Source organism: Hyphomonas sp. CACIAM 19H1 (assembly GCF_003325995.1).
Lineage (GTDB): Bacteria > Pseudomonadota > Alphaproteobacteria > Caulobacterales > Hyphomonadaceae > Hyphomonas > Hyphomonas polymorpha.
In genome coordinates this window covers 3,710,292-3,730,421 of sequence record NZ_CP016437.1, presented here as the reverse complement: position 1 = coordinate 3,730,421, position 20,130 = coordinate 3,710,292, and the positions used below count along the sequence as shown (strand labels likewise).

22 protein-coding genes are annotated in these 20,130 nt (G+C 62.6%); 20 read left to right on the top strand and 2 right to left on the bottom strand.

Annotated features, from left to right (window positions below; all coding sequences use genetic code 11):
* Window positions 1-16 precede the first annotated feature (16 nt).
* The 8 genes from BBF93_RS17510 to ruvB all read left to right on the top strand — a co-directional run bounded on the left by BBF93_RS17510 (window position 17) and on the right by ruvB (window position 5,933).
* A complete protein-coding gene (locus BBF93_RS17510) occupies window positions 17-580 on the top strand; it encodes a protease inhibitor I42 family protein (RefSeq protein WP_114106728.1) in 564 nt (187 codons plus the stop codon).
* A 7-nt stretch (window positions 581-587) separates the two neighbouring features.
* On the top strand, window positions 588-1,685 hold the full coding sequence (locus tag BBF93_RS17505) for an aromatic ring-hydroxylating dioxygenase subunit alpha (protein ID WP_114106727.1): 1,098 nt from the start codon (window positions 588-590) through the stop codon (window positions 1,683-1,685).
* A 138-nt stretch (window positions 1,686-1,823) separates the two neighbouring features.
* The gene (locus tag BBF93_RS17500; RefSeq protein WP_114106726.1) at window positions 1,824-2,414 is read left to right on the top strand and encodes a fasciclin domain-containing protein; all 591 of its coding nucleotides are present in this window, start codon (window positions 1,824-1,826) and stop codon (window positions 2,412-2,414) included.
* Between the two features lie 76 nt (window positions 2,415-2,490).
* Window positions 2,491-3,213: an RNA methyltransferase gene (locus BBF93_RS17495; RefSeq protein WP_233349195.1), complete on the top strand. Its 723-nt coding sequence runs from the start codon at window positions 2,491-2,493 to the stop codon at window positions 3,211-3,213.
* A 92-nt stretch (window positions 3,214-3,305) separates the two neighbouring features.
* A complete protein-coding gene (gene ruvC / locus BBF93_RS17490) occupies window positions 3,306-3,812 on the top strand; it encodes a crossover junction endodeoxyribonuclease RuvC (RefSeq protein ID WP_114106724.1) in 507 nt (168 codons plus the stop codon).
* Complete coding sequence (gene ruvA, locus BBF93_RS17485; protein ID WP_199288422.1) at window positions 3,809-4,429, top strand: Holliday junction branch migration protein RuvA; 621 nt, start codon at window positions 3,809-3,811, stop codon at window positions 4,427-4,429. The genes ruvC and ruvA overlap by 4 nt, the downstream gene beginning before the upstream one ends.
* Before the next feature lie 155 nt (window positions 4,430-4,584).
* Window positions 4,585-4,902, top strand: coding sequence for a hypothetical protein (locus BBF93_RS19630; RefSeq protein WP_162786622.1), 318 nt, complete (start codon window positions 4,585-4,587; stop codon window positions 4,900-4,902).
* Window positions 4,899-5,933 carry a Holliday junction branch migration DNA helicase RuvB gene (gene ruvB, locus BBF93_RS17480; RefSeq protein WP_114106723.1) on the top strand — a complete coding sequence of 345 codons (1,035 nt, stop codon included), beginning with the start codon at window positions 4,899-4,901 and terminating at the stop codon, window positions 5,931-5,933. The genes BBF93_RS19630 and ruvB overlap by 4 nt, the downstream gene beginning before the upstream one ends.
* Here the strand turns inward: ruvB and BBF93_RS17475 are convergent.
* Window positions 5,930-6,307 carry a DUF983 domain-containing protein gene (locus tag BBF93_RS17475; RefSeq protein ID WP_035597830.1) on the bottom strand — a complete coding sequence of 126 codons (378 nt, stop codon included), beginning with the start codon at window positions 6,305-6,307 and terminating at the stop codon, window positions 5,930-5,932. The genes ruvB and BBF93_RS17475 overlap by 4 nt on opposite strands.
* A 76-nt stretch (window positions 6,308-6,383) precedes the next feature.
* Between BBF93_RS17475 and BBF93_RS17470 the strand changes: the two genes are divergently transcribed.
* Together BBF93_RS17470 and BBF93_RS17465 are read left to right on the top strand one after the other, a co-directional pair.
* Window positions 6,384-7,526: a DUF3137 domain-containing protein gene (locus BBF93_RS17470; protein WP_114106722.1), complete on the top strand. Its 1,143-nt coding sequence runs from the start codon at window positions 6,384-6,386 to the stop codon at window positions 7,524-7,526.
* Window positions 7,523-7,975, top strand: coding sequence for a YbgC/FadM family acyl-CoA thioesterase (locus BBF93_RS17465; RefSeq protein WP_035597836.1), 453 nt, complete (start codon window positions 7,523-7,525; stop codon window positions 7,973-7,975). Before BBF93_RS17470 ends, BBF93_RS17465 begins: the two co-directional genes overlap by 4 nt.
* 3 nt (window positions 7,976-7,978) lie before the next feature.
* Here BBF93_RS17465 and BBF93_RS17460 read toward each other — a convergent pair whose 3' ends face one another.
* Window positions 7,979-9,445 (bottom strand): hypothetical protein, encoded by a 1,467-nt coding sequence (locus BBF93_RS17460; protein ID WP_114106721.1) that lies wholly within the window; start codon window positions 9,443-9,445, stop codon window positions 7,979-7,981.
* 318 nt (window positions 9,446-9,763) lie between these two features.
* On the opposite strand from BBF93_RS17460, the gene BBF93_RS17455 reads away from it, so the two are divergent.
* The 10 genes from BBF93_RS17455 to BBF93_RS17405 all read left to right on the top strand — a co-directional run bounded on the left by BBF93_RS17455 (window position 9,764) and on the right by BBF93_RS17405 (window position 19,740).
* On the top strand, window positions 9,764-10,474 hold the full coding sequence (locus BBF93_RS17455) for a MotA/TolQ/ExbB proton channel family protein (RefSeq protein WP_035597842.1): 711 nt from the start codon (window positions 9,764-9,766) through the stop codon (window positions 10,472-10,474).
* 9 nt (window positions 10,475-10,483) lie between these two features.
* The gene (locus tag BBF93_RS17450) at window positions 10,484-10,933 is read left to right on the top strand and encodes a biopolymer transporter ExbD (protein ID WP_035597844.1); all 450 of its coding nucleotides are present in this window, start codon (window positions 10,484-10,486) and stop codon (window positions 10,931-10,933) included.
* Between the two features lie 23 nt (window positions 10,934-10,956).
* On the top strand, window positions 10,957-11,880 hold the full coding sequence (locus BBF93_RS19625) for a hypothetical protein (RefSeq protein WP_162786621.1): 924 nt from the start codon (window positions 10,957-10,959) through the stop codon (window positions 11,878-11,880).
* Between the two features lie 40 nt (window positions 11,881-11,920).
* Window positions 11,921-13,276 (top strand): Tol-Pal system beta propeller repeat protein TolB, encoded by a 1,356-nt coding sequence (gene tolB, locus BBF93_RS17435; RefSeq protein ID WP_035598048.1) that lies wholly within the window; start codon window positions 11,921-11,923, stop codon window positions 13,274-13,276.
* Between the two features lie 219 nt (window positions 13,277-13,495).
* Window positions 13,496-14,041 carry a peptidoglycan-associated lipoprotein Pal gene (gene pal, locus BBF93_RS17430; protein ID WP_035597847.1) on the top strand — a complete coding sequence of 182 codons (546 nt, stop codon included), beginning with the start codon at window positions 13,496-13,498 and terminating at the stop codon, window positions 14,039-14,041.
* A gap of 110 nt (window positions 14,042-14,151) precedes the next feature.
* A complete protein-coding gene (ybgF, locus tag BBF93_RS17425; protein ID WP_035597850.1) occupies window positions 14,152-15,105 on the top strand; it encodes a tol-pal system protein YbgF in 954 nt (317 codons plus the stop codon).
* Complete coding sequence (gene tilS, locus BBF93_RS17420; RefSeq protein ID WP_114106718.1) at window positions 15,093-16,193, top strand: tRNA lysidine(34) synthetase TilS; 1,101 nt, start codon at window positions 15,093-15,095, stop codon at window positions 16,191-16,193. Before ybgF ends, tilS begins: the two co-directional genes overlap by 13 nt.
* A gap of 47 nt (window positions 16,194-16,240) precedes the next feature.
* The gene (gene ftsH, locus BBF93_RS17415) at window positions 16,241-18,160 is read left to right on the top strand and encodes an ATP-dependent zinc metalloprotease FtsH (RefSeq protein ID WP_035597852.1); all 1,920 of its coding nucleotides are present in this window, start codon (window positions 16,241-16,243) and stop codon (window positions 18,158-18,160) included.
* 127 nt (window positions 18,161-18,287) lie between these two features.
* The gene (locus tag BBF93_RS17410) at window positions 18,288-19,091 is read left to right on the top strand and encodes a hypothetical protein (protein ID WP_114106717.1); all 804 of its coding nucleotides are present in this window, start codon (window positions 18,288-18,290) and stop codon (window positions 19,089-19,091) included.
* A gap of 43 nt (window positions 19,092-19,134) precedes the next feature.
* Window positions 19,135-19,740 (top strand): hypothetical protein, encoded by a 606-nt coding sequence (locus BBF93_RS17405; protein WP_206742147.1) that lies wholly within the window; start codon window positions 19,135-19,137, stop codon window positions 19,738-19,740.
* Window positions 19,741-20,130: the final 390 nt, after the last annotated feature.

Here is a 20,130-nt window from a genome sequence, read left to right as displayed (position 1 = left end):
GCAACAGGAGTTTCTCATGCGATACCCGATTGGAATGATGCTGGCTGGCGCGGTGGCGCTTGGTGTTGCGGCCTGCGCGCCGGCGGAGCCCCCCGTAGACACCGGCAGTGTCGAGCCGCCGGCGGTCGATGTGGAAGGCGAAATGGCTGCAGCAGGGGATGAGATGATGGGCGAGATGCCGGATGAAGCCGCTCAGACCGCCGCTGCAGAGGCCGCCCAAGCAGAGGCAGAGGCGGGCGTTGTCTATGTCGGCGCAGACAAGAAGGGCGGGGAGGTTTCTGTTCCGGCGGGCCAGACCCTCCGGATCGAACTCGAATCCGTGCCCACGGCCGGCTATGTCTGGCAGATCGCCGAAAAGCCCGATTTCCTGGAACTGGCGGGTGAGAATACCCGCGCCACCAATCCGGCGCTGCAAAGCCAGCCGGGCTTTACGGGGGGCAATCATTATATGAGCTTTGATCTGAAGGCCTCCGCGCCCGGCACTGGTGTGGTGAAGCTGACGGAAGGCCGCCCCTGGGAATCAGATGAACCGGCCAGCGACACATTTGAAGTGACCGTTACGGTCACCGCTGCAGAGTAGGCCGCCCTTGCCCGACACCCAGCACACCCCGCCGAAAACCGGTATCACCGCCGACGGCTTCCTGACCGACAGCTGGTATCTGGCTGCGCCGTCAGCGGAGCTGAAGGCTGGCCGGCAGCAGCGGATCATGATGCTGGGCGAGCCTGTGGTGGTGGGGCGCACGCCGGCAGGGGAGGCGTTTGCGCTGCGCGACATCTGCCCCCACCGGCTGGTGCCGCTATCGGCGGGCCAGCAGGTGGAGACGGATGGTCAGTGGACGTTGCAATGTCCCTATCATGGCTGGCGCTTTGGCACCGATGGCGGCTGCAAGCTGATGCCGAGCCTCACCGAAGGCAGCCCCTATGATCCTTCAAAGGTGAAGGTGCGCCGCTATCCGGTGCATGAGGCAAACGGCGCGGTTTATATCTATGTGGCGCACGACCCGCGCTCTGCTGCGCCGCCAGTTGTTCCGCCCCCGGATTTCGGGCCACTTCCGGACAAGCCGGGCTTTGTCATCCATGACATCTTCAACGCGCATATGGATGATGCGGTGGTCGGCCTGATGGACCCGGCGCATGTGCCCTTCGTGCATAATCAGTGGTGGTGGCGCCCGCCCTCTGCGGGGCTGAAACTCAAGGAAAAGCCGTTCGTGCCAACCCTGCGCGGCTGGGCGATTGACCGGCACGCGCCGTCCTCCAACTCCAAGCTCTATCGCTGGGTGTTCGGCGGCGATGTGATGACCGAGATCCGCTTCCAGCTGCCGGGCTACCGGTGGGAGATCATCTCCAACAGTACCGCGCGCCTTCTGACGCTCACCTGTCTGACGCCGGAAGCGCCCAAACGTACACGGATTACCCAGTTCACCTGGTGGACGGGCGCGCCGCTGCTCACCCTTGCCATCCCGATGGCCAAACGCATGGGCAAGACCTTCCTTGCGCAGGACGGGCACATGGTGGATTTGCAAAACCAGGGCATGGCTCATCAGAAGGCGATGCTGTGGATCGACGATATCGATGTGCAGGCCAAATGGTATCAGATGCTGAAACGCGAATGGACCGCCGCCCGCAGCGAAGACCGGGGCTTCACCAACCCGATTGAGCCGCGTGTGCTGAGATGGATGAGTTGAGGCAAGCTGCCTCCAATTTGCCCTGAAAATGCCCCGGATTGGGAAGAGGTTTGCCTCTGGCCGCAGGGCGGGATCGCCCCATGTAAAGGCCCGCGCCTCTCATTCCCCCCAAGGCGCGCCATCAAAAGGATCTGCCTTATGAAACCGTTTTTCTTTGCTGCCGCTGCGAGCGTGTTTGCCCTCGCGGCCTGTTCGCCCGCCACCGAAGACGGGACCCCGGCGGTTGCGCCGCCACCGGTGGAAGCGCCGGAAACACCGATTGACGCGCCGTTGGCTGACCAGGCCCAGCCGGTCGAGGATCTGACGCTGGTGGATGTGGCCGCCACCAATCCGGACTTCTCGACCCTGCTGGCCGCCATCGATGCGGCTGGTCTCAGCGAAACGCTGGCCGGCCCTGGCCCCTACACGGTATTTGCCCCGACCAATGAAGCCTTCGCCGCGCTGGCGCCCGGCGAGCTCGACACGCTGCTGCTGCCGGAAAACAAGGACAAGCTGACCCGGATCGTCGGCTATCACGTCATTCCGGGCAAGGTGCTTGCTGGGGATGTGCCGGCCGAAGACGCGGGCGTGGCGACCGCCAGCATCAACAATCTGGATCTCTCTGTCCGCCGCCTGGCCGATGGCACGGTGATGGTGAACCAGTACACGGTCGCCACGTCCGACATTCAGGCCTCCAACGGCGTCATCCATGTCATCGACGGGGTGCTGATCCCGCGCATGGAAGAATAGGCCGGGACACAGGCTGAAACAGCGAAAGCCGCGCCAGCCGGAAGGCTCGCGCGGCTTTTATGTGAGCATCTCGTGGTTGCAACGCCTCGCGGTGGCGGGCATCATTGATGCGTGTGCAATTGAGGCTGCAATGAACGATAAAACCAAATCGAAGAGTTCGGTTCGTAGCCGCGCGAATGAAATCAAGCCGTTTCGGTGCAAGAATCTGGTCGCTGTTCTCGAGAACCCCGACAATCCCAAGAATATTGGATCAGTGATCAGAAATGCAAATGCGTTAGGGGTTGAGAAGGTCCTGATGGTTGATCCGCATAAGGTAATTCCGGAAGATTGGAAAGATTTTCGAGAAGAACGGGCGCTCTCGAAACTTTCCGCCTCCGCAGTGAAATGGACTTTTGTGAAGCGCTTCGACAGCACTGCGGCATGCTACGAATATCTGGAAAAGAATAACTTCACATCGGTCGTAACCTCGCCGCACGTGAAAGGGAAAACCAGCATCTTCCTGCATGAAGGCGACTATACCGTTTTTCCCAAACTGGCCGTATGGTTCGGGAATGAAGGAACCGGCATAAGCGACCTTGCCGTTGAACGCAGCGATATGTGCGTCAGCATTCCGATGTTCGGCATGATCGAAAGTCTAAATCTTGGCACGAGCTCGGGTATTGTTCTCTACGAGGTCGCAAAGCAACGCCGAGCTTACCAAAGCAAATACGCGATGCGCAATCGCAGGGGAGAGCGGGCAATGCCGTTGCCGACTGAGCTCCCACCGAAGCCGGCTTTTGCCAAGGCCAGGAAAAGTTAGGCCACTAACGTAATTCGTGCTACCCGCTTCGGGCGAACAAAAAGTGAAAATGCAAGCTGCCATTAACCACTCTCCCTGATAGGGTGGCACGCATGAGCACCCCGATTCGCATCCTCGGCATCGATCCGGGCCTCCGCCAAACTGGCTGGGGCATCATCGAGCAGGCCGGCGCCCGCCTCGTGCATATCGCCCATGGCGTCATCGAGGCGCCGACGGACCTGTCGATGGCAGAGCGCCTGGGCCACATCTTCGAGGCGGTGGGGGAGCTTGCCCGCCATCATGAACCCCATGCGGCCGGGGTGGAAGAAACCCTGGTGAACGCCAATCCCCGCTCGGCGCTGAAGCTTGGCCAGGCGCGCGGGGCGGCGATGGCGGCCCTTGCCATGGCGGGGGTGCCGGTGGCCGAATTTGCGCCCCGCCAGATCAAGCTCTCGGTCGTCGGCACCGGCACGGCAGACAAGGATCAGGTGAAATTCATGGTCCAGCGCCTTCTGCCCAGGGCAGGGGAGATGAAGCTTGACGCCGCTGACGCCCTTGCCTGCGCCATCTGCGCGGCGCACCATCTGCCGATGCAGATGATCAAGAAGGGGGCGGCATGATTATCGGACGTTTGAGGGGCGAGGTCGCCGCCGTCGGGCTCGATCATGTGCTGATCGATGTGAACGGCGTCGGCTATGTCGCGCTGGCGGGCACGCGCCTGCTGGCAAAGCTGCAGACCGGCGACAAGATCACCGCCCATATCGAAACGCGCGTCACCGAAAGCTCGATCACGCTTTTTGCCTTCGCCACGGATGAAGAACGCGCCTGGTTCGTGCGCCTGCAGGATGTTCCGGGCGTGGCCGGAAAGTCCGCCCTCGCCATTCTGGACGGCCTCTCCCCGGCAGAGATCATGGACGCGATTGCGCTGGGCGATGCAGGCGCGTTCACTCGCGCCAAGGGTATTGGCAAGAAGCTCGGTGAACGGATCGTGACGGAACTGGCCGGCAAGACGCCCCCGCTCGGCCGATTCGGCAAGTTTGAGGTGGCGGCTGTGGCCGGTCTTGCTTCCGCGCGCCCCGAAGGCGTCACGGGCAGCCGCGCCGAAGCCGTCAGCGCGCTGGTGAATCTCGGCTATACGCAGGGCGATGCGGCAAAGGCCGTAGCAGCGGCCGCCAAGAACGGGGCGGAAGAGGTCGGCGCGCTGGTGAAAGGCGCGCTGAAGGAGCTGGCGAGGTGACAGTAACTGATATCACCGCAATACTGGCGATAATACTATCGAGTGGAGTGCTCGCACTCGAATTGCGGCGATGGTTCGATTCGAAGCCTAAACTACGAGCAAGTGCTTCGGCCGGATGGCATGATACTCGGGATCACAGCGAGGCAGATCGCGTAATGGTGATTCTGACAAATTATGGGAACCAAACTATCTTAGTAAAATCGCTTTGGGTCTTTGGGTTCAAAGGACTGCTTGGCAAGACTTTGGGAAAGCGAGAATGGTCAGGCTTTGTATTCAATTCCGGTCTGCATCCACTTCCTTTTAAACTTGAGCCAGCCTCTGAATGGCAAGGGCTTGTAGTTCAAAATGATGTCTTAAATGCATCAATTGCCAAGGGGCTAGCTTTTGTGGGAATTGCTCATTCGCATGCTAGCAAACCACTATTGGTAAAAATTCAAAAGGCGATCGAAGCGCCAGAAGAAAAAACCCCATGAGCCGCGAGGGCGCCCTCTCTGATCCCAATGCGCAAGGCGGCGACGCTCTGGACCGCGCGCTCCGTCCACAGACGTTTGAGGATTACGTTGGCCAGCGCAAGGCGAAGGCCAATCTCAAGGTCTATGTCGAGGCCGCGCGCGGACGCAAGGAAGCGCTGGACCATGTGTTGCTGTTCGGCCCGCCGGGCCTTGGCAAGACAACGCTGGCGCAGATTTTGGCACGGGAAATGGGCGTCGGCTTCCGCGCCACGTCCGGGCCTGTGATTGCCAAGGCGGGCGACCTCGCCGCCATCCTCACCAATCTTGAGCCGAATGATGTGCTCTTCATCGACGAGATCCACCGCCTGCCGGCCATCGTGGAAGAAATCCTCTATCCGGCGATGGAGGATTACGCTCTCGATATCGTGATCGGGGAGGGGCCGGCGGCGCGCTCCGTGCGGCTGGATCTCGCGCCCTTCACGCTGGTGGGCGCCACCACGCGCGCGGGCCTGCTGGCAACGCCGCTGCGCGACCGGTTCGGTATCCCGGTGCGGCTGGAATTCTATGAGGCCGAGGAACTTGGCCGCATCGTGATGGCGGCGGGCCGCAAGCTCGGTGCTCAGATCACGGAAGATGGCGCGGTGGAGATTGCCGCCCGCGCGCGCGGCACGCCGCGGATCGCGCTGCGCCTCCTGCGCCGCGTGCGCGACTTTGCCGAGGCCGACGGCGCCGCCATCAACCGCGCCTCTGCCGCCAAGGCGCTGAAGCGTCTGGAAATCGATGAGGACGGCCTCGACGCGCTTGACCGGCGCTATCTGCACGCGCTGGTGAAAACCTATGCGGGCGGCCCCGTGGGCGCCGATACGCTGGCGGCGGCCCTGTCTGAAGCGCGCGACGCGGTGGAAGACGTGATCGAGCCTTATCTGATGCAGAAGGGCTATGTGGCGCGCACGCCGCGCGGGCGGGTGGCAGCGCCGCTTGCTTATGAACGCCTCGGCCTCAAGGCCCCGCAGGGCCAGCAGTCTGCCCTGTTCGGGGAAGACGAAGGTTAGTCCTCTTCCTTCTCCTGCGCGCCCATCGCCCATAAGAGGCCGATGATCGCCCCCTTGATCCGGGGAAGGAGCATCAGCACGGCGAAGATCGCAAATGCGCCGAGTGCCGGCAGCTTGATCCAGATCGGCCAGTTTTCCTGACGCGCGCTGATGAAGGTGAGGCCTGCCAGGAAGGGCCCGAGGATCAGCACGGTCAGCCAGGGCGGGCCATCTTCGGCGCGGATCCCCCCGATCGGCGCGCCGCACGCGCTGCATTCGGAAACCTGCTTCAGATAGCGCGCATAAAGCTTCCCGCGCCCGCAATTCGGGCAGCGATGGCCCAGTCCCCGCAGCACGGGCAGCAGGGGAGAAGAGGGCGGCGCGGTCTCTGGCATTCCCCCGCTTACACCCTGAAGGCGCCCCCCTGTTATGAGGGATGACGCCGCACACCCTGCCTGCTAGCCTTTTGCCATGGGGATGGGTTGGGACGATATCGAGAAGCTGGACGGGTTTGCCGGGCTGCGGGCGCATGCCGAAGCCACTGTGTTGCCGATCCTGGAAAGCGCTGATCTGAAGGCGGGCGATGGTGCCCGCCTCAAAGGCCGGATCAGCCGGGCCTTCTTTGGCGGGTTTATCGCCTTCATTGTCTGTTTCTTCCTGGTTGAGGCGTTCACGCCGGGGACATGGTGGGGAGAAGCCCTCACCTTCATCCTGTTCCCGCTACTGTTCTTCGGCTGCATCCTTGGGTCATTGTTCCTGTTCCGGAACAGCCTGATCCGGCTGCTGCTGGACGCCAAGTCACGCCTGCTTCTCCGGGCGAAAGCCCTGTCGGCATTGGGCGCGCCACTGGGGCTCTCCTATGTGGCGGTGCCTGGGGGAATGCCGCTGGCGCTCAAATGGCTTTCTGACCAATCCTGGGCGCCCGGCGAGTTGAAGGAGGCGGCCCAGGCGATGGAGCAAGCAGGCGGCATGGAGGACGCCGTCGCCGCCGCGCGCGATGCCGGGCTGATGATCGAGTCCAATGTCTATGTTGTCGGGTCGGCCGAGCAGAAGGCGCAGTATCAGGAGGCGGCTGCCCGGCAGAGACAGGTGGAAGATGGTTTCCATGGGCGGCGCGCGGGGATTGATTTTGAACTCTTCGAATGGGTCGAGCGCGTGGAGGACGCCCCCTCGATCCATCATCTGGTGATCGTGCTGGAAGCTCCCTTCCTGTTGCACGGCGTCACCCAGCTGCGCGCCCGCAAGACGGGCTGGCCGCAGGGCACTGCCAGCGGGTTTGCCGACGTCGATCTTGGCCCGCGCGCTTTCGGGGAGCTTTACCGGCTGCGCGCCACCGATCAGGTGGAGGCCCGCGCCATCTTCAATCCAGCCGTGATCGAGCGGGTGATCGCGCTGGCCGAAGGCGGGGCCTTCCGGGCGGTGGGGAAGGGTAACCGGCTGGTGTTCGATTTTCCGGGGGGCGACCGGTTCGCGTTGATTGATCTTGTCACCGGCGCCTGGAGCCTGGAAACGCTGGAGCGTACCGTAGGCGATCTGGCGGCCGCGCTCGCCCTGGTCGATACGCTGGCCCACGCCTTCATGCTGGCGAGAAAGTCTGATACGGGCGGGGAATGACCCTGCCTGTTCTCGATGCCCAGAATTTCGATGCCGCGCGCCAGCACTGGATTGCCGTGCGCGTCTATTATGAAGACACCGATTTCACCGGCATGGTGTATCACGCCAACTATCTGCGCTTCTTCGAGCGGGGCCGGTCAGACCATCTGCGCGATGCCGGCATCTCGCACCAGTCGCTGCTGGCACGGGAGGATCCCGCTGCCTTTACGCTGACCAATGTGAGCGTCACGTATCGCAAGCCCGCGAAGGTGGACGATCTTCTGCATATCCGCACGCGCTATCTGGGCATGGATGGCCCGCGCATCCGCTTCTCCCAGACCTGCCTGCGCGGGGACGAGGTATTGGCCGAAGGCGAAATCACGGCGGTGATGATCCACGCCGATGGCCGCCTGCGCCGCCCGATCCGGGAAATTTCCGAGCATTTGGAAGCCTATCGCTGGCAGGGCTAGCGCCTATCGGGCGCCAATTATATCTGCCTGCATCTGGGTCATAGTCTGTGTGCCGACATAATTGCCACTCCGGTCATAGGTGCGCACTTCAACGAATGGCAGGCTGTAGCTGGTAGCGCTGCTTGACCCGGACGCCTGAGCATTCAACTGGGCGTTCCTTGCATACTCCGCTTCCTGTAGTTGACGTGCGAAGGCGACGCTCGCTTTGGCCTGTTCACAGGCCGCATTGCCGAGCGCGCACAGGCGTTTGGCGCTGGAATCGTAGGAGATCGGATAACGGGCCGCGAAGGATTCCAAGTAATCGTCGCCCAGATTGCCAACATGCGCTTCCAATTCCAGGCGCTCCTCCTGGGTCAGTTGGGACTTGCCTGACAGCCGGTCCCAAACCCGCTGGCTGTTCTCACGCGACAACGCCACTTGCGCCAGGCGCCTGTTGATCTCGTCCTGCACACGCTTGTCTTCGGCCGTCTTCGCGGCGGCCAGCGATCCCGCCACCTCCGGATGCCGGCGTGCATAGGCCTCGGTCCAATCCTTAACAATGGGGTGAGTTTCGGTGCCGCTCTGCCGTCCGGCAACAAGCCGGTCATACTTGGTACGCAGCGCCGCTTCGCCCTGATATGCCTTGCCGGCGCTGATCTTCAGCTTGGGCGCCTTCTTTGTTTTGCCCCAGTAATAATCCCACATCTTGCCCAGGAGCTTCTGGTCGCGCGGAACCTCAACACCGTATTCGATCACATGGCCGGCTTCCAGGCTGTCGGCGTTGATGAGGAACCCCATCGCCACCGTGTCGGCGCCGTGCCGCATCCAGTATTCGGCTGCCCAGCGTGCCGCGATGCCTTCCTGCGGCACGCCATACCAGCTCTCCCAGGGTGTGAACCAGATGCCGGTGGACTGCGAGCCGTCCGGCTTCCCCTTGAACGCCTTCAGCAGGTTCAGCATCGCCTCCCTGTCGCCGGATTCGGCCAGCACCATCAGCCGCTCGACATCCGGCCAGACCGGGTCGTCATGGATCTTTGCCAGCAGGGCATTGGCCTCTGACTTCTCCGCCGCCGTCAGCTTGCGCGGCTTCATGCGCGGCGCATAGAGGTCGACCACTTCTTCCAGCGACCGTTTGGCGCGTTCGGATTTGGCAAACGCCTGCTCCGGCGAGAGTTCTGGTATGGGCGTTTCCCGCACGCCCGAAACCGTGCCCCAGGCCTTTGTAGTGTGCCCGCCGCCGATCCCGGGCCGCAGGATGCAACGCGCCCCGCCGGTGTTCGGCTTGAAGTGCGAAAACGCCTGGCAGCGCCGGTCGGCCTCGCACACGGCCTTGCAGGCTTTCCAGTCTTTGCCGGTGAAGTCCTTGTTCGTGTATTCGAGGGTCTGATGATACTCATCGATCAGCGGTTTGTAGCCTGGTCCTGGCTCCTGGGCGGCAGAGGCGAGCGTGAGCGCGCTGAGAACGCTGGCGGTCAGGAACTTGCGGATCATGAGCAGGCGCCTTTGAGGGGGGCAAACGGCAATTGGGTTGATTTTAGAATGCTTTGCGCCCGCCGCGCAGCCCCTGAATTGGGGGGCACGCGTCCTCCGGAAGATTAAGAATCTGCCATAATGGCTTAACCATCATGCATTAAGGCTCATATCGACTGCGCAAAGCCTGCAACACGCCGTGTTTCTGCCGGATTTGCACTAGATTACAGAGCGGAAATAACCAGTGCCTGCAGTTGAACCCACCCGCGTTTCTGCTACCGCAGAAGCGGTTCGGGGCAGGGTGATTTGCCCCGGCGGGCCAAGGAGATGACAAGACCCATGGAAACGGAAGCAATCGGCACGGTTGCCAGCCATTCGGATTTTTCCCTGATCAGCCTGCTGATGGCTGCTGATCCGGTCGTGAAGCTGGTGCTGCTCGCGCTATTCCTTGCGTCGATATGGTCGTGGATCGTGATCGGCGAGAAATTCTTCAAACTGGGGGGACTGAAGAAGTCCTCACGGGATTTTGAAGACGCTTTCTGGAGTGGCCGGGCCGGCGAGATCGACATGCGCCCCGGCCAGGGCGGCAAGGATCCTGCCAGCCGGGTGTTCATCTCGGCAGCTCGGGAATGGTCGGACGCCGGCAAGGGCCCGGCCCCGGCAGAAGCTTCCGCCATCGTCAGCCGGGCCGAACGCTCGATGCGTGCTGCGGTAGACCGTGAGCTCGGTCGGGCAGGCAGCGGGCTCTCGGTGCTGGCCACCATCGGTTCGGCGTCGCCCTTCATCGGCCTCTTCGGCACGGTCTGGGGCATTATGAACGCCTTCCTCAACATCGCCGAACAACAGGATACCAGCCTTGGCACCGTTGCCGGCCCAATTGCCGAAGCGCTCTTCGCCACCGGCCTTGGCCTGATCGCCGCTATCCCGGCGGTCATCTTCTACAACAAGTTCACCAGCGACCTGACCAAGCTCGGCGACCAGCTCGACACATTCTCTCAGGATGTCCTCGTGCGCCTTTCCCGGCGCGCGTCGGATGCAGCGCGGGACTGAGGAGCACCCATGGGCCTGATCCTCGGTTCTGGCGGCAAAGGCGGGCGGCGCGGGCGCCGTTCCCTGAATGCCGAGATCAACGTGACGCCTTTCGTGGACGTCATGCTGGTGCTGCTTATCGTGTTCATGGTGACCGCGCCCATGCTGGTGCGCGGCGAGCAGCTGAACCTTCCGCGGACAACGTCCGCCCCGATCAAATCCGATCCCAATGATGCGCCGCTGACGGTGTGGGTGAAGGCCGATGGCACGGTCCTGATCCAGCAGACCGAAGTGCCCGTTGAAGCCCTCGGCGCTCAGCTGCAGGCCATTGTGGGGGAGGGGTATGACAAGGACGTGTTCCTCTATGCCGATGAAAGTGTGCCCTATGGCATCGTCATGGACGTGACTGCCGAAGTGCGCGGCGCCGGCTTTACCCGGATGTCCTTCATCACTGAACAGAAGACCAACACCCCCCGCTGACCCCTGAGGAGCCAGCTTAACGAATGCTTCGTGGCCTGACAGTTTCCGCTCTTGTACATGCCAGCGTGCTGGCCATGGCGGTATTCTCGTGGCCGCAGAACCGGGATGACTGCCAGGACCAGATCGACCGTATCCGGCGCGAGCAGCCCGGTATCAGCTCGGTCGAGATCCTGATGCAGCTGCCCCAGTGCGCGTCTTCGGCGGATCTGCCGATCGACTTTGTCGAGATCGGCCGGGTTGCCGATCTCGCCGAGCTGCGCAAATCCGATACGCCCCAGCCCGAAGCCCAACCGGAAGCGGCGCCAGAGCCAGTGGATGAACAGCCGCCCCCGCCTGAGCCCGAGCCCGCCCCGGAGCCTGAGCCTGAGGTTGCCGTGCCCGACCCACGCCAGCCCGAGCCTGAGCCGCCGAAAAAGCCAGAGCCCAAGCCCGAACCGAAAAAAGAGGAACCCAAGCCGAAGCCCAAGCCGGTGGAAAAGCCCCCGGCAAAGCCGAAGGATGACCTCTCTTTCCTCGACGACTTCGAGAGCGCACTGCAATCCAAGCGCACCTCCGAGCAGCGCCCCGACGCGCAGCAGACCGACCGTCCCGTGCTGGCCAATTCCGACCGCGACCAGACCGGGGCAGGGGCTCGCACTGGCGCTACCGCTTCGCTGCAGGCCGCTCTGCGCCGCCAGATCATGGAATGCTGGGCCACGGTCGATGACCTGCCGCCCGAGCATCAGATTGATGTTACCGTGAACATGAAGCTCGCCCGTGACGGGTCTGTGATGAGCACCAGCCTGCTCAATCCCCGCTCGCGCCCGGTCGGCCGGTCGGGCATCGCGGTTGACCGCGCGCTGCTGGCAGTCCGTAAATGCGGTGAAATCGGCAATTATCGCCTGCCTGCGGAAGATTATGAGCTTTGGAAAGATATCGACGTGACCCTTGGCCCGAAACAGGGTTGAGACAGATGCGTCGCAAGAATTCGATGAGGAGTCCGAACTGATGCTGAAAAGACTGATGCCGCTCCTGGCAGTCATCATGTTGGCCCTTGGGCTGGCTGCGCCTGCCAGTGCCCAGCTGCAGGTCCGCGTGGATGAAGGGAACTTCAAGCCGACGCCGATCGCCATCCCTGATTTCCAGGTGTCGGGGACCAATACCCAGCTTGCCCGGCAGATTGCCGATGTGGTGCGCGCTGACCTCGCCTCCACCGGCCTGTTCGACATGCAGAACCCGGCCTCCTTCATCCAGCGCGATCTGTCCATCAATGCCGAACCGCGCTTTGCAGACTGGAAGATCATCCGCACGGACGCGCTCGTTGTTGGCGCTTTCGAGGAACTGCCCGACGGCAAGCTCGCCGTCTCCTTCCGCCTGTGGGATGTGTATGGCGGGGAACTGATGCGCATTAATGGAGAGCCGGGCCGCCGCCTCACCACCACGCCGGAAAACTGGCGCCGTATTGCCCACAAGATTGCCGACTCGATCTACACCCGCCTCACCGGCGAAGATCCGTATTTCGACACTCGCATCGTCTACATCGCCGAAACCGGCCCGAAGACCGAACGTGTGAAACGCCTGGCGATCATGGACAGCGACGGGGCCAACCAGCAATATCTCACCTCCGGCCGCTCGACCGTGCTGACGCCCCGCTTCAGCCCCTCGGCTCAGGAAATCACCTATATGTCGTATGAAGGGGGCCGCCCGCGCGTCTATCTCTTCAATATCGAGACGGGCCGTCAGGAACTGCTGGGTAATTTCCCCGGCATGACCTTTGCCCCGCGTTTTGCCACCGACGGCCAGAGCGTGCTGCTCTCCCAGGCTCAGCGCGGCAATACCGATATCTACATCATGAACTTGCGCACGCGCGAAAGCCGCCGTCTAACGGACCATCCGGCGATCGATACGTCGCCCTCGATGTCGCCCGATGGCCAGTCGATCGTGTTCAACTCCGACCGGGGCGGCACACCGCAGCTTTATATCATGAACACCGACGGCAGCCCGCGCGCCTGTCCTTCGGGTGGCCGCGATACCGCCTGCCGTATCACCTTTGGCCGGGGCCGCTATTCCACGCCTGTCTGGTCCCCGCGCGGTGACCTGATTGCCTTCACCAAACAGGAAGGCGGCAAATTTTATATCGGCGTCATCGGGATTGATGGCAAAGGCGAGCGTCTGCTTTCGGAGTCCTATCTGGATGAAGGTCCGGACTGGTCGCCCAATGGCCGCGTCATCGTCTTCTTCCGCGAAAACCGCCCGGGTGCGGGTCCCCAGCTCTGGTCGGTCGATCTTTCGGGCCGGAACGAGCGCCGCGTGATGACCCAGACCGACGCTTCAGACCCCGCCTGGTCGCCAGTTCTGCAGTAGAATCTGCCCCATCCTGGGGCATTAGCCCCGGGATGTGGCCAAATAAGGCCGTTTTGTGGCAAAAACAGCACAAGTCGCCGAAAATTCAACGGAATACCGATTGTCGCGGTAATTTAGTCAGAATAAGGAAATAAAGGCCCGATAAGACGGCCGCCGACACACAGAAGCCGCGAAGCGGTCCGTAAAGTGCCAACTGAAGTAAACTTGGAGCCCCGACACATGCATATTCTACTGAAAGCCTCTGCCGCCGCCGCTCTTCTGGCCGCGACGGCTGCTTGCGCTTCCCGTCCCCCGCCGGCCGATGACACGCCGGTCACCCCTCCGCCGGTCCGGGAGACCGTGACGGAAACTGAAACCGTGCGCACCGACCCGGTTCAGCAATCGACGATCACCCCGGGCTCGCTGGAAGATTTCCGCGTGAACGTTGGCGAGCGCGTCTATTTCGATCTCGACCAGTACCGCCTTGACTCCGACGATCAGGAAATCCTGAAGCGTCAGGCTGCCTGGCTGAACGCCTATCCGAACGTTCGCGTTCTCGTCGCCGGCAACGCTGACGAGCGCGGCACGCGCGAATACAACCTCGCCCTCGGCGAGCGCCGCGCTTCGGCTGCGAAAGACTACCTCGTCAGCCTCGGCGTCAGCGCTTCGCGCATCGACACCGTCTCCTACGGCAAAGAGCGTCCGATCGCTGGCGGCTCGAACGAAGAGTCCTGGGCGATGAACCGGAACGCCTGGACCCAGATCGTTTCTGGCGCCACCAGCTAAGCTGACTGCGTTTACGTGATGAAAAGGACAGCCGGGTGCCATAATTTGGCCCCGGCTGTTTCTTTTATTCCACCGGGCTGAAGTCTGCCCTCGCACCCGGAGTACCCGTCATGCTGAAAGCCTCCCTTACTGGTCTTGCTGCCCTTGGACTTCTCGCAACCCCTGCCTTTGCGCAGACACGCAGCGCCCCAATCGTGAAGGGCGTCACCACCGGCGACCTCTCCCAGCAGGTCGATCAGACCCGTCAGCAGACGGCAGATCTGATGCTCGAGATCAATCGCAATGCCGAGCGGATCAACCAGCTCAATGGCCGGATTGAAACGCTCGAATACGAACTCTCCCGCACCCGCGACGGCGCCCAGCAGCAGATGCTGGATAATGAGACGCTCGCACAGGAAAACGCAGAGCTCCGCCAACAGCTCCAGGCTCAGGCGCGCGCCATCACCGCGCTGCAGATGGTAGTGGGCGTTGAGGCCACCGAAATGCTCGATACCGGCTCTGGCCCTGCGGCCGCCGGGCCGCTGCCTTCTGCCTCGGCGCAGCTTCCCGTTGGCCCGGCGCCCAGCGCCCAGCCTGGTTCCAGTGGCGGCCCATCCGTGTTGACCCCGGCGCGCAATGCGCAGGGCGGCCTGCCGGAAGGCTCGCTCGGCACGATCTCGGCCAGCCAGCTTCCGGGCGAGGCCGGCCCGCTTTTTGCCGTCGCCCGTCAGCGCCTGCTGGCGCTTGACTATGCCGGCGCGCAGGAGGCTTTCCAGGAATTCGTCACCAAGTTCGGCAGCGATCCGCAGGCAGGCGAAGCCTATTTCTGGCTTGGCGAAACGCTGCATCAGCAGAATGCCTATGCCGAAAGCGGACAGGCCTACACCACGATGATCCGTTCCTTCCCGGATGATCAGCGCGCGCCTGATGCGCTGGCCCGCCTGGCCCGGTCGATGCGCCTCATCGGGGATACCGAGAAGGCCTGTCAGGCGCTTGACACCTTGCCCAAGCGCTATCCCAACGCGTCCAAGGTCGTGCGCGATCTGGCCGCCGTTGAGCGCACCCGTTCCGGATGCAAGGGCTAAGGCCAGGGCCGGCCTTTGAGGGGGCGCTCGCCGCGCTGCCGGCTTGCCTGCTCGATGCGCCCATCGGGGTTGCCGTCTCCGGCGGTGGGGATTCCCTGGCCCTTCTGATTCTCGCCCAGCGCTGGGCGGCCGGGCAGGGGCGAACGCTTTTCGCCCTGACCGTCGATCATGGTTTGCGCCCGGAGGCCCGCGCCGAGGCTGAGGCCGTTGCCGCGCTTTGCCGGCAACTGGGCCTTCCCCATGAAACACTGCGCCTTGAAGGCGCTGCCCCGCGCCAGGCGTCGCTGCGCCGGGGTCGCCACGCCGCCCTCGCGCGCGCCGCCCGGCAGAGGGGCAGCCGTCTCCTGCTGACAGGCCATACCGCGGACGATCAGGCCGAGACCTTCCTGATGCGCGCCCGGCAGGGCTCAGGCTGGTATGGGCTGGCCGGGATGCGCCCGCTGTCGCTCTCGCCGGTCTGGCCGGAGGGGCAGGGGGTGTTTATCGCCCGGCCTTTGCTTGGCGCCCGCCGGGAGGAGCTTCGCACGTTCCTCAGGGCCGAAGACGTCCGCTGGGTGGACGACCCGTCCAACGACAATCCGGCCTTCGAGCGGGTGCGTATGCGCCGGCTGCTCTGTCCGAAAATGTCCGGATCTGTCCAAATCCTGTCCGTGATGGACCGGTTTCAGACATTAAGAATGATTGAGGATGCCGCTCTTTGGCGCTGGATGACTGCAAATATCCGCGTTTCGGAGAGGGTGATCGAGGTAACTTTCCTCACTTTACTGCCGACCGAAAGGGCTGCCCGCGCGTTGGGTCTGCTGATCCAGATTGCGGCTGGCAGAGAGGTCCCGCCCCGCGGTGAACGCCTCGCGCGGCTTGTGGAACGCATTGTTTCGGAAGAAGATTTTCGCGGCGCCACTCTGGGTGGCTGCCAGATCCGCCCCCGCCGGGGCCGCCTGCAGCTTGCCTCCGAGACCGGCCCGCCCATCCCCGGCATCGCGGCCCGCCTCGCGGCGCATCAGGCCATCCTTTCCGGCAATACGCATGAAATTGCCGCAGCAGCAGGAAAGGAGTCGTTTTTAGAGGATTTGGTGCCTATCTTCTAAATTCAATCCCGTATGGTTGATCGAATAGTCTCTGACGGAACCTTGCTATGAACGTCCGTAATTTGGCGATCTGGGGCGCGCTCGCCCTGCTCGTAATTGGTATGGCTGTGATGATGGGCGGCAACCCCGAGGTTGCCCGTGCCCAGCCCACAAAGCTATCCGAGATCTATCAGCTCGCAGAACAGGGCAAGATTGCCGATGCGACGCTGGGAGATACCACCATCATCGCCAAGACGACGGATGGGCGGACGCTGAAAAGCGAGCTGCGCGCCCTCGACATGAAAACCGAGGACGTTCTCACCCAGAACAATGTTCCCTTCTCGGTGAAGCCGGACACGGGCCGCAATAATGTGGCTTCGGTGCTTCTCTCGCTTCTGCCGATCCTGCTGATCGTCGGTTTTGTGTTCTTCATGATGCGCCAGATGCAGGGCGGGGGCACCCGCGGCGCGATGAGCTTCGGCAAATCCCGCGCCCGCCTCCTCACGGAGAAGCAGGGCCGCGTCACCTTTGATGACGTTGCCGGTGTTGATGAAGCAAAGGAAGAACTGCAGGAAATCGTCGAATTCCTGCAAGACCCCTCCAAATTCCAGCGCCTGGGCGGCAAGATCCCGAAAGGCGCGCTGCTGGTCGGCCCACCGGGCACCGGCAAGACGTTGCTTGCCCGCGCCGTTGCGGGTGAAGCCGGCGTGCCCTTCTTCACGATCTCGGGGTCTGACTTCGTTGAAATGTTTGTCGGCGTCGGCGCCAGCCGTGTCCGCGACATGTTCGAGCAGGCCAAACGTTCTGCGCCCTGCATCATTTTCATCGACGAGATCGACGCGGTCGGCCGCTCGCGCGGCGCCGGCCTCGGCGGTGGCAATGACGAGCGCGAGCAGACGCTGAACCAGCTGCTGGTCGAGATGGATGGCTTTGAAGCCAATGAAGGCATCATCATCATGGCGGCCACCAACCGTCCTGACGTGCTTGATCCTGCGCTGCTGCGTCCCGGCCGGTTTGACCGCCAGGTGACGGTCGGCAATCCGGACATCATCGGGCGTGAAAAGATCCTGCGCGTTCACATGCGCAATGTGCCCCTCGCCAAGGACGTGGACTCCAAGACGATTGCGCGCGGAACGCCTGGTTTCTCCGGCGCTGACCTTGCAAACCTCGTCAACGAAGCAGCGCTTCTGGCGGCCCGCCGCGGTAAGCGCGTCGTGGCGATGCAGGAATTCGAGGACGCCAAGGATAAGGTTCTGATGGGACCGGAGCGCCGCTCGATGGTCATGTCGGAGAAGGAAAAGATTCTTACCGCGTGGCACGAAGCCGGCCACGCCGTGGTTGCCATGAAGGTGCCCGCCGCCGATCCGGTTCACAAGGCGACGATCATCCCGCGCGGTCGCGCACTCGGCATGGTCATGCAGCTGCCCGAAGACGACAAGCTGTCGATGTCCAGGGTCGAAATGACCTCGCGTCTCGCCATCATCATGGGCGGCCGCGTGGCTGAGGAACTGAAATTCGGCGATGACAATGTCACGGCCGGGGCAGCTTCCGACATTCAGCAGGCCACCCGTCTGGCCCGCGCCATGGTCACACGCTGGGGCTATTCGGACATTATCGGACCGGTCGATTACGGCTCTGATCAGGGCGATGTGTTCCTGGGCCAGCAGTTGATGCAGTCCAGCCATATTTCGGAAGAAACCTCGCGCAAGATCGAGGAAGAAGTCCGTAAGCTGATCGAAAAGGGCAAGGAAGATGCCCGCGAGATCATGACGAAATACCGCAATGAGTGGGAAGCGATTGCCACCGGCCTGCTCGAATTCGAGACGCTGTCGGGCGAAGAGATTGCCAACCTGCTGAAAGGCACGCCGCCCAGCCGTCCGGATATCTCGGATGATGATGCCGGGCCAGCTTCCGCTGTGCCAGTCATCGGCAAGCGCAAGAAGCCCAAGGATGACGGCATCGGCGACGTTGAGCCCAATCCGGCCTGACGCTTAAGCCGTTGTTACAAAAAAGCCCTCCCAGCCCGCTGGGAGGGCTTTTTCTTATTGCGGGCGCATTTTTGTCTGAATTTCCGGTAATCTGCCTTCTGATAAACTGCCAAGGAGGCTTGAGGGGATGCGGTTCAATTTGATGGCAGCGGGCTTGGCCCTGCTGATTGTGACAGCCTGCGCAACGCATGTGCAGACAACGTCGGGGGCGGATTATCTGGCGCGGTATGACGGCAGCTATACACCGGCGGCGGGCGCGGCTGGTTCGGAGGTGGATGCTCAGGTTCGCCAGATTGCCGCCGTCGAACCCGACATCAGATTTCCGGCGCGCATCGGGCTCGCCCGGATCGAACGGGGGCATCTTGCGGCGATCCCGGAGCGGGAAGGGGAGGCGTGGGCCGCCCTCACCCAGGAGCTTGACGGGCTTTATGGCGAGTTCGTTCCCGTCAGCCCTCTGATCGCCGCGATGGTGGCGCCGGAAAATGACAAGCCCCGCTATTCCTACACAGCCGCCGATACGATTGCTGAAATCCGCCGGGGCGCGGCGCGCCAGCATCTCGATTATGTGCTTGCCTATGAGGTTTCCACGAATAATCGGAGCAAAGGCAGCGCGCTTTCCTTTGCCGATCTCACAGTGATTGGCATGTTTGTGCTGCCGGGACGAAGTGTCGAGGCTGAGGCTGCAGCAAGCGGTATCCTGATCGATGTGCGCAATGGCTATCCCTATGCCACGCTGACGGCATTTGCCGACAAGAAGGGCCTCTCGCGCACGATCAACTCCTGGCAGGTGCGGCAGGACATGATGAAGGACGCGTCTGCCAAAGCGGTGCTTGAACTTGCCGGCGAACTTCACGGCGCTCTCGAGCAGCTTGCCGTGAAAGCGCAGACCATCACGCCGGTCTCTGAGAATGTTGCGGCGGGAGGCAGTTGAGCGAAGGCTTGCCTTTCCGGGGGTGACCGGTAGGTTGCCTGTCATGATGCTGAGACTGGCAGTTGCCCCCGCTTTCGCCCTTGTTCTGGCCGCCTGCGCGACGGCGCCCGCCGGACCGCCTGATCTTCCGTTTGCGGAAGGCCTTGCCGCAACGTGTGGAAAGGCCTTTGAAGGCCGCGTGGTGAGCCATGACGCGGTAGATGACGAGTGGCGCGAGAACCGTCTCGTCGTGCATGTGCGCGATTGTGAACCCGGCGTGTTCCGTCTGCCGCTGAGCGTGGGCGAAGATCGCTCCCGCACCTGGGTGCTGTCCACCACAGGGCCGGATGGCGGCTGGGAACTGCGCCACATCCATCGCCATGAAGACGGCAGCCTTGACGCGCTGACCAGCTATGGTGGTTATTCGATTTCTGACCCCGCCGCTGCGCGTCAGGAATTCCCGGCGGATCAGTCCACCAAGGATCTGTTCGACGGTGAGGGCATACCGGTATCAAAGGCCAATGTGTGGGCTGTGGAAGTGCGCTCGGGCCAGCAGATGTTTGCCTACGAACTGAAACGGCCGGAACGTTTCTTCCGCGTCGAAGTGGACCTCTCCAAACCGGTCGAAATCCCGCCGCCGCATTGGGCGCCTCCTGCGCCTCCGATGTGAGTATCGCGGGCAACCGGTAAGAACGCCGGTCAGCCCCTACGTCCACCGGCCGGTGGACGGCGCCTTTCATTCAGCAACGCAGTTTGAACCGGCTTTCCCTGCTCCTGACGCGGGGAAGGGCTGGCCGACATGGATCCTCGAGCATCGCGGTCATGAGCTCCATTTTGCGAGCCCGGAAGAGATGGCGCATGTTGCTGGTGTTCTGGGTCAAAAAATTTTGCCCGACCCGCGCGTCCTGGGGGCGGAATTCAGCGCGGTCAATTCCCACTGGCTCTCTCGTATGGATAAGGCCTGGCTGAGCTGGAAAGTGCGGCAGGAGGTCGTTCGCAGATTATCGGCGGCACTGTCCCAGTGCGGTAACCTGTAAGTCCTTGCCATGGCCGGGATCCG

Coding starts and splice junctions, on each gene's coding strand:
- BBF93_RS17510 (WP_114106728.1), top strand. CDS start 17: ATGCGATACCCGATTGGAATGATGCTGGCTGGCGCGGTGGCGCTTGGT.
- BBF93_RS17500 (WP_114106726.1), top strand. CDS start 1,824: ATGAAACCGTTTTTCTTTGCTGCCGCTGCGAGCGTGTTTGCCCTCGCG.
- ruvC (WP_114106724.1), top strand. CDS start 3,306: ATGAGCACCCCGATTCGCATCCTCGGCATCGATCCGGGCCTCCGCCAA.
- ruvA (WP_199288422.1), top strand. CDS start 3,809: ATGATTATCGGACGTTTGAGGGGCGAGGTCGCCGCCGTCGGGCTCGAT.
- BBF93_RS19630 (WP_162786622.1), top strand. CDS start 4,585: ATGGTGATTCTGACAAATTATGGGAACCAAACTATCTTAGTAAAATCG.
- ruvB (WP_114106723.1), top strand. CDS start 4,899: ATGAGCCGCGAGGGCGCCCTCTCTGATCCCAATGCGCAAGGCGGCGAC.
- BBF93_RS17475 (WP_035597830.1), bottom strand. CDS start 6,307: ATGCCAGAGACCGCGCCGCCCTCTTCTCCCCTGCTGCCCGTGCTGCGG.
- BBF93_RS17470 (WP_114106722.1), top strand. CDS start 6,384: ATGGGGATGGGTTGGGACGATATCGAGAAGCTGGACGGGTTTGCCGGG.
- BBF93_RS17465 (WP_035597836.1), top strand. CDS start 7,523: ATGACCCTGCCTGTTCTCGATGCCCAGAATTTCGATGCCGCGCGCCAG.
- BBF93_RS17460 (WP_114106721.1), bottom strand. CDS start 9,445: ATGATCCGCAAGTTCCTGACCGCCAGCGTTCTCAGCGCGCTCACGCTC.
- BBF93_RS17455 (WP_035597842.1), top strand. CDS start 9,764: ATGGAAACGGAAGCAATCGGCACGGTTGCCAGCCATTCGGATTTTTCC.
- BBF93_RS17450 (WP_035597844.1), top strand. CDS start 10,484: ATGGGCCTGATCCTCGGTTCTGGCGGCAAAGGCGGGCGGCGCGGGCGC.
- BBF93_RS19625 (WP_162786621.1), top strand. CDS start 10,957: ATGCTTCGTGGCCTGACAGTTTCCGCTCTTGTACATGCCAGCGTGCTG.
- tolB (WP_035598048.1), top strand. CDS start 11,921: ATGCTGAAAAGACTGATGCCGCTCCTGGCAGTCATCATGTTGGCCCTT.
- pal (WP_035597847.1), top strand. CDS start 13,496: ATGCATATTCTACTGAAAGCCTCTGCCGCCGCCGCTCTTCTGGCCGCG.
- ybgF (WP_035597850.1), top strand. CDS start 14,152: ATGCTGAAAGCCTCCCTTACTGGTCTTGCTGCCCTTGGACTTCTCGCA.
- tilS (WP_114106718.1), top strand. CDS start 15,093: ATGCAAGGGCTAAGGCCAGGGCCGGCCTTTGAGGGGGCGCTCGCCGCG.
- ftsH (WP_035597852.1), top strand. CDS start 16,241: ATGAACGTCCGTAATTTGGCGATCTGGGGCGCGCTCGCCCTGCTCGTA.
- BBF93_RS17410 (WP_114106717.1), top strand. CDS start 18,288: ATGCGGTTCAATTTGATGGCAGCGGGCTTGGCCCTGCTGATTGTGACA.
- BBF93_RS17405 (WP_206742147.1), top strand. CDS start 19,135: ATGATGCTGAGACTGGCAGTTGCCCCCGCTTTCGCCCTTGTTCTGGCC.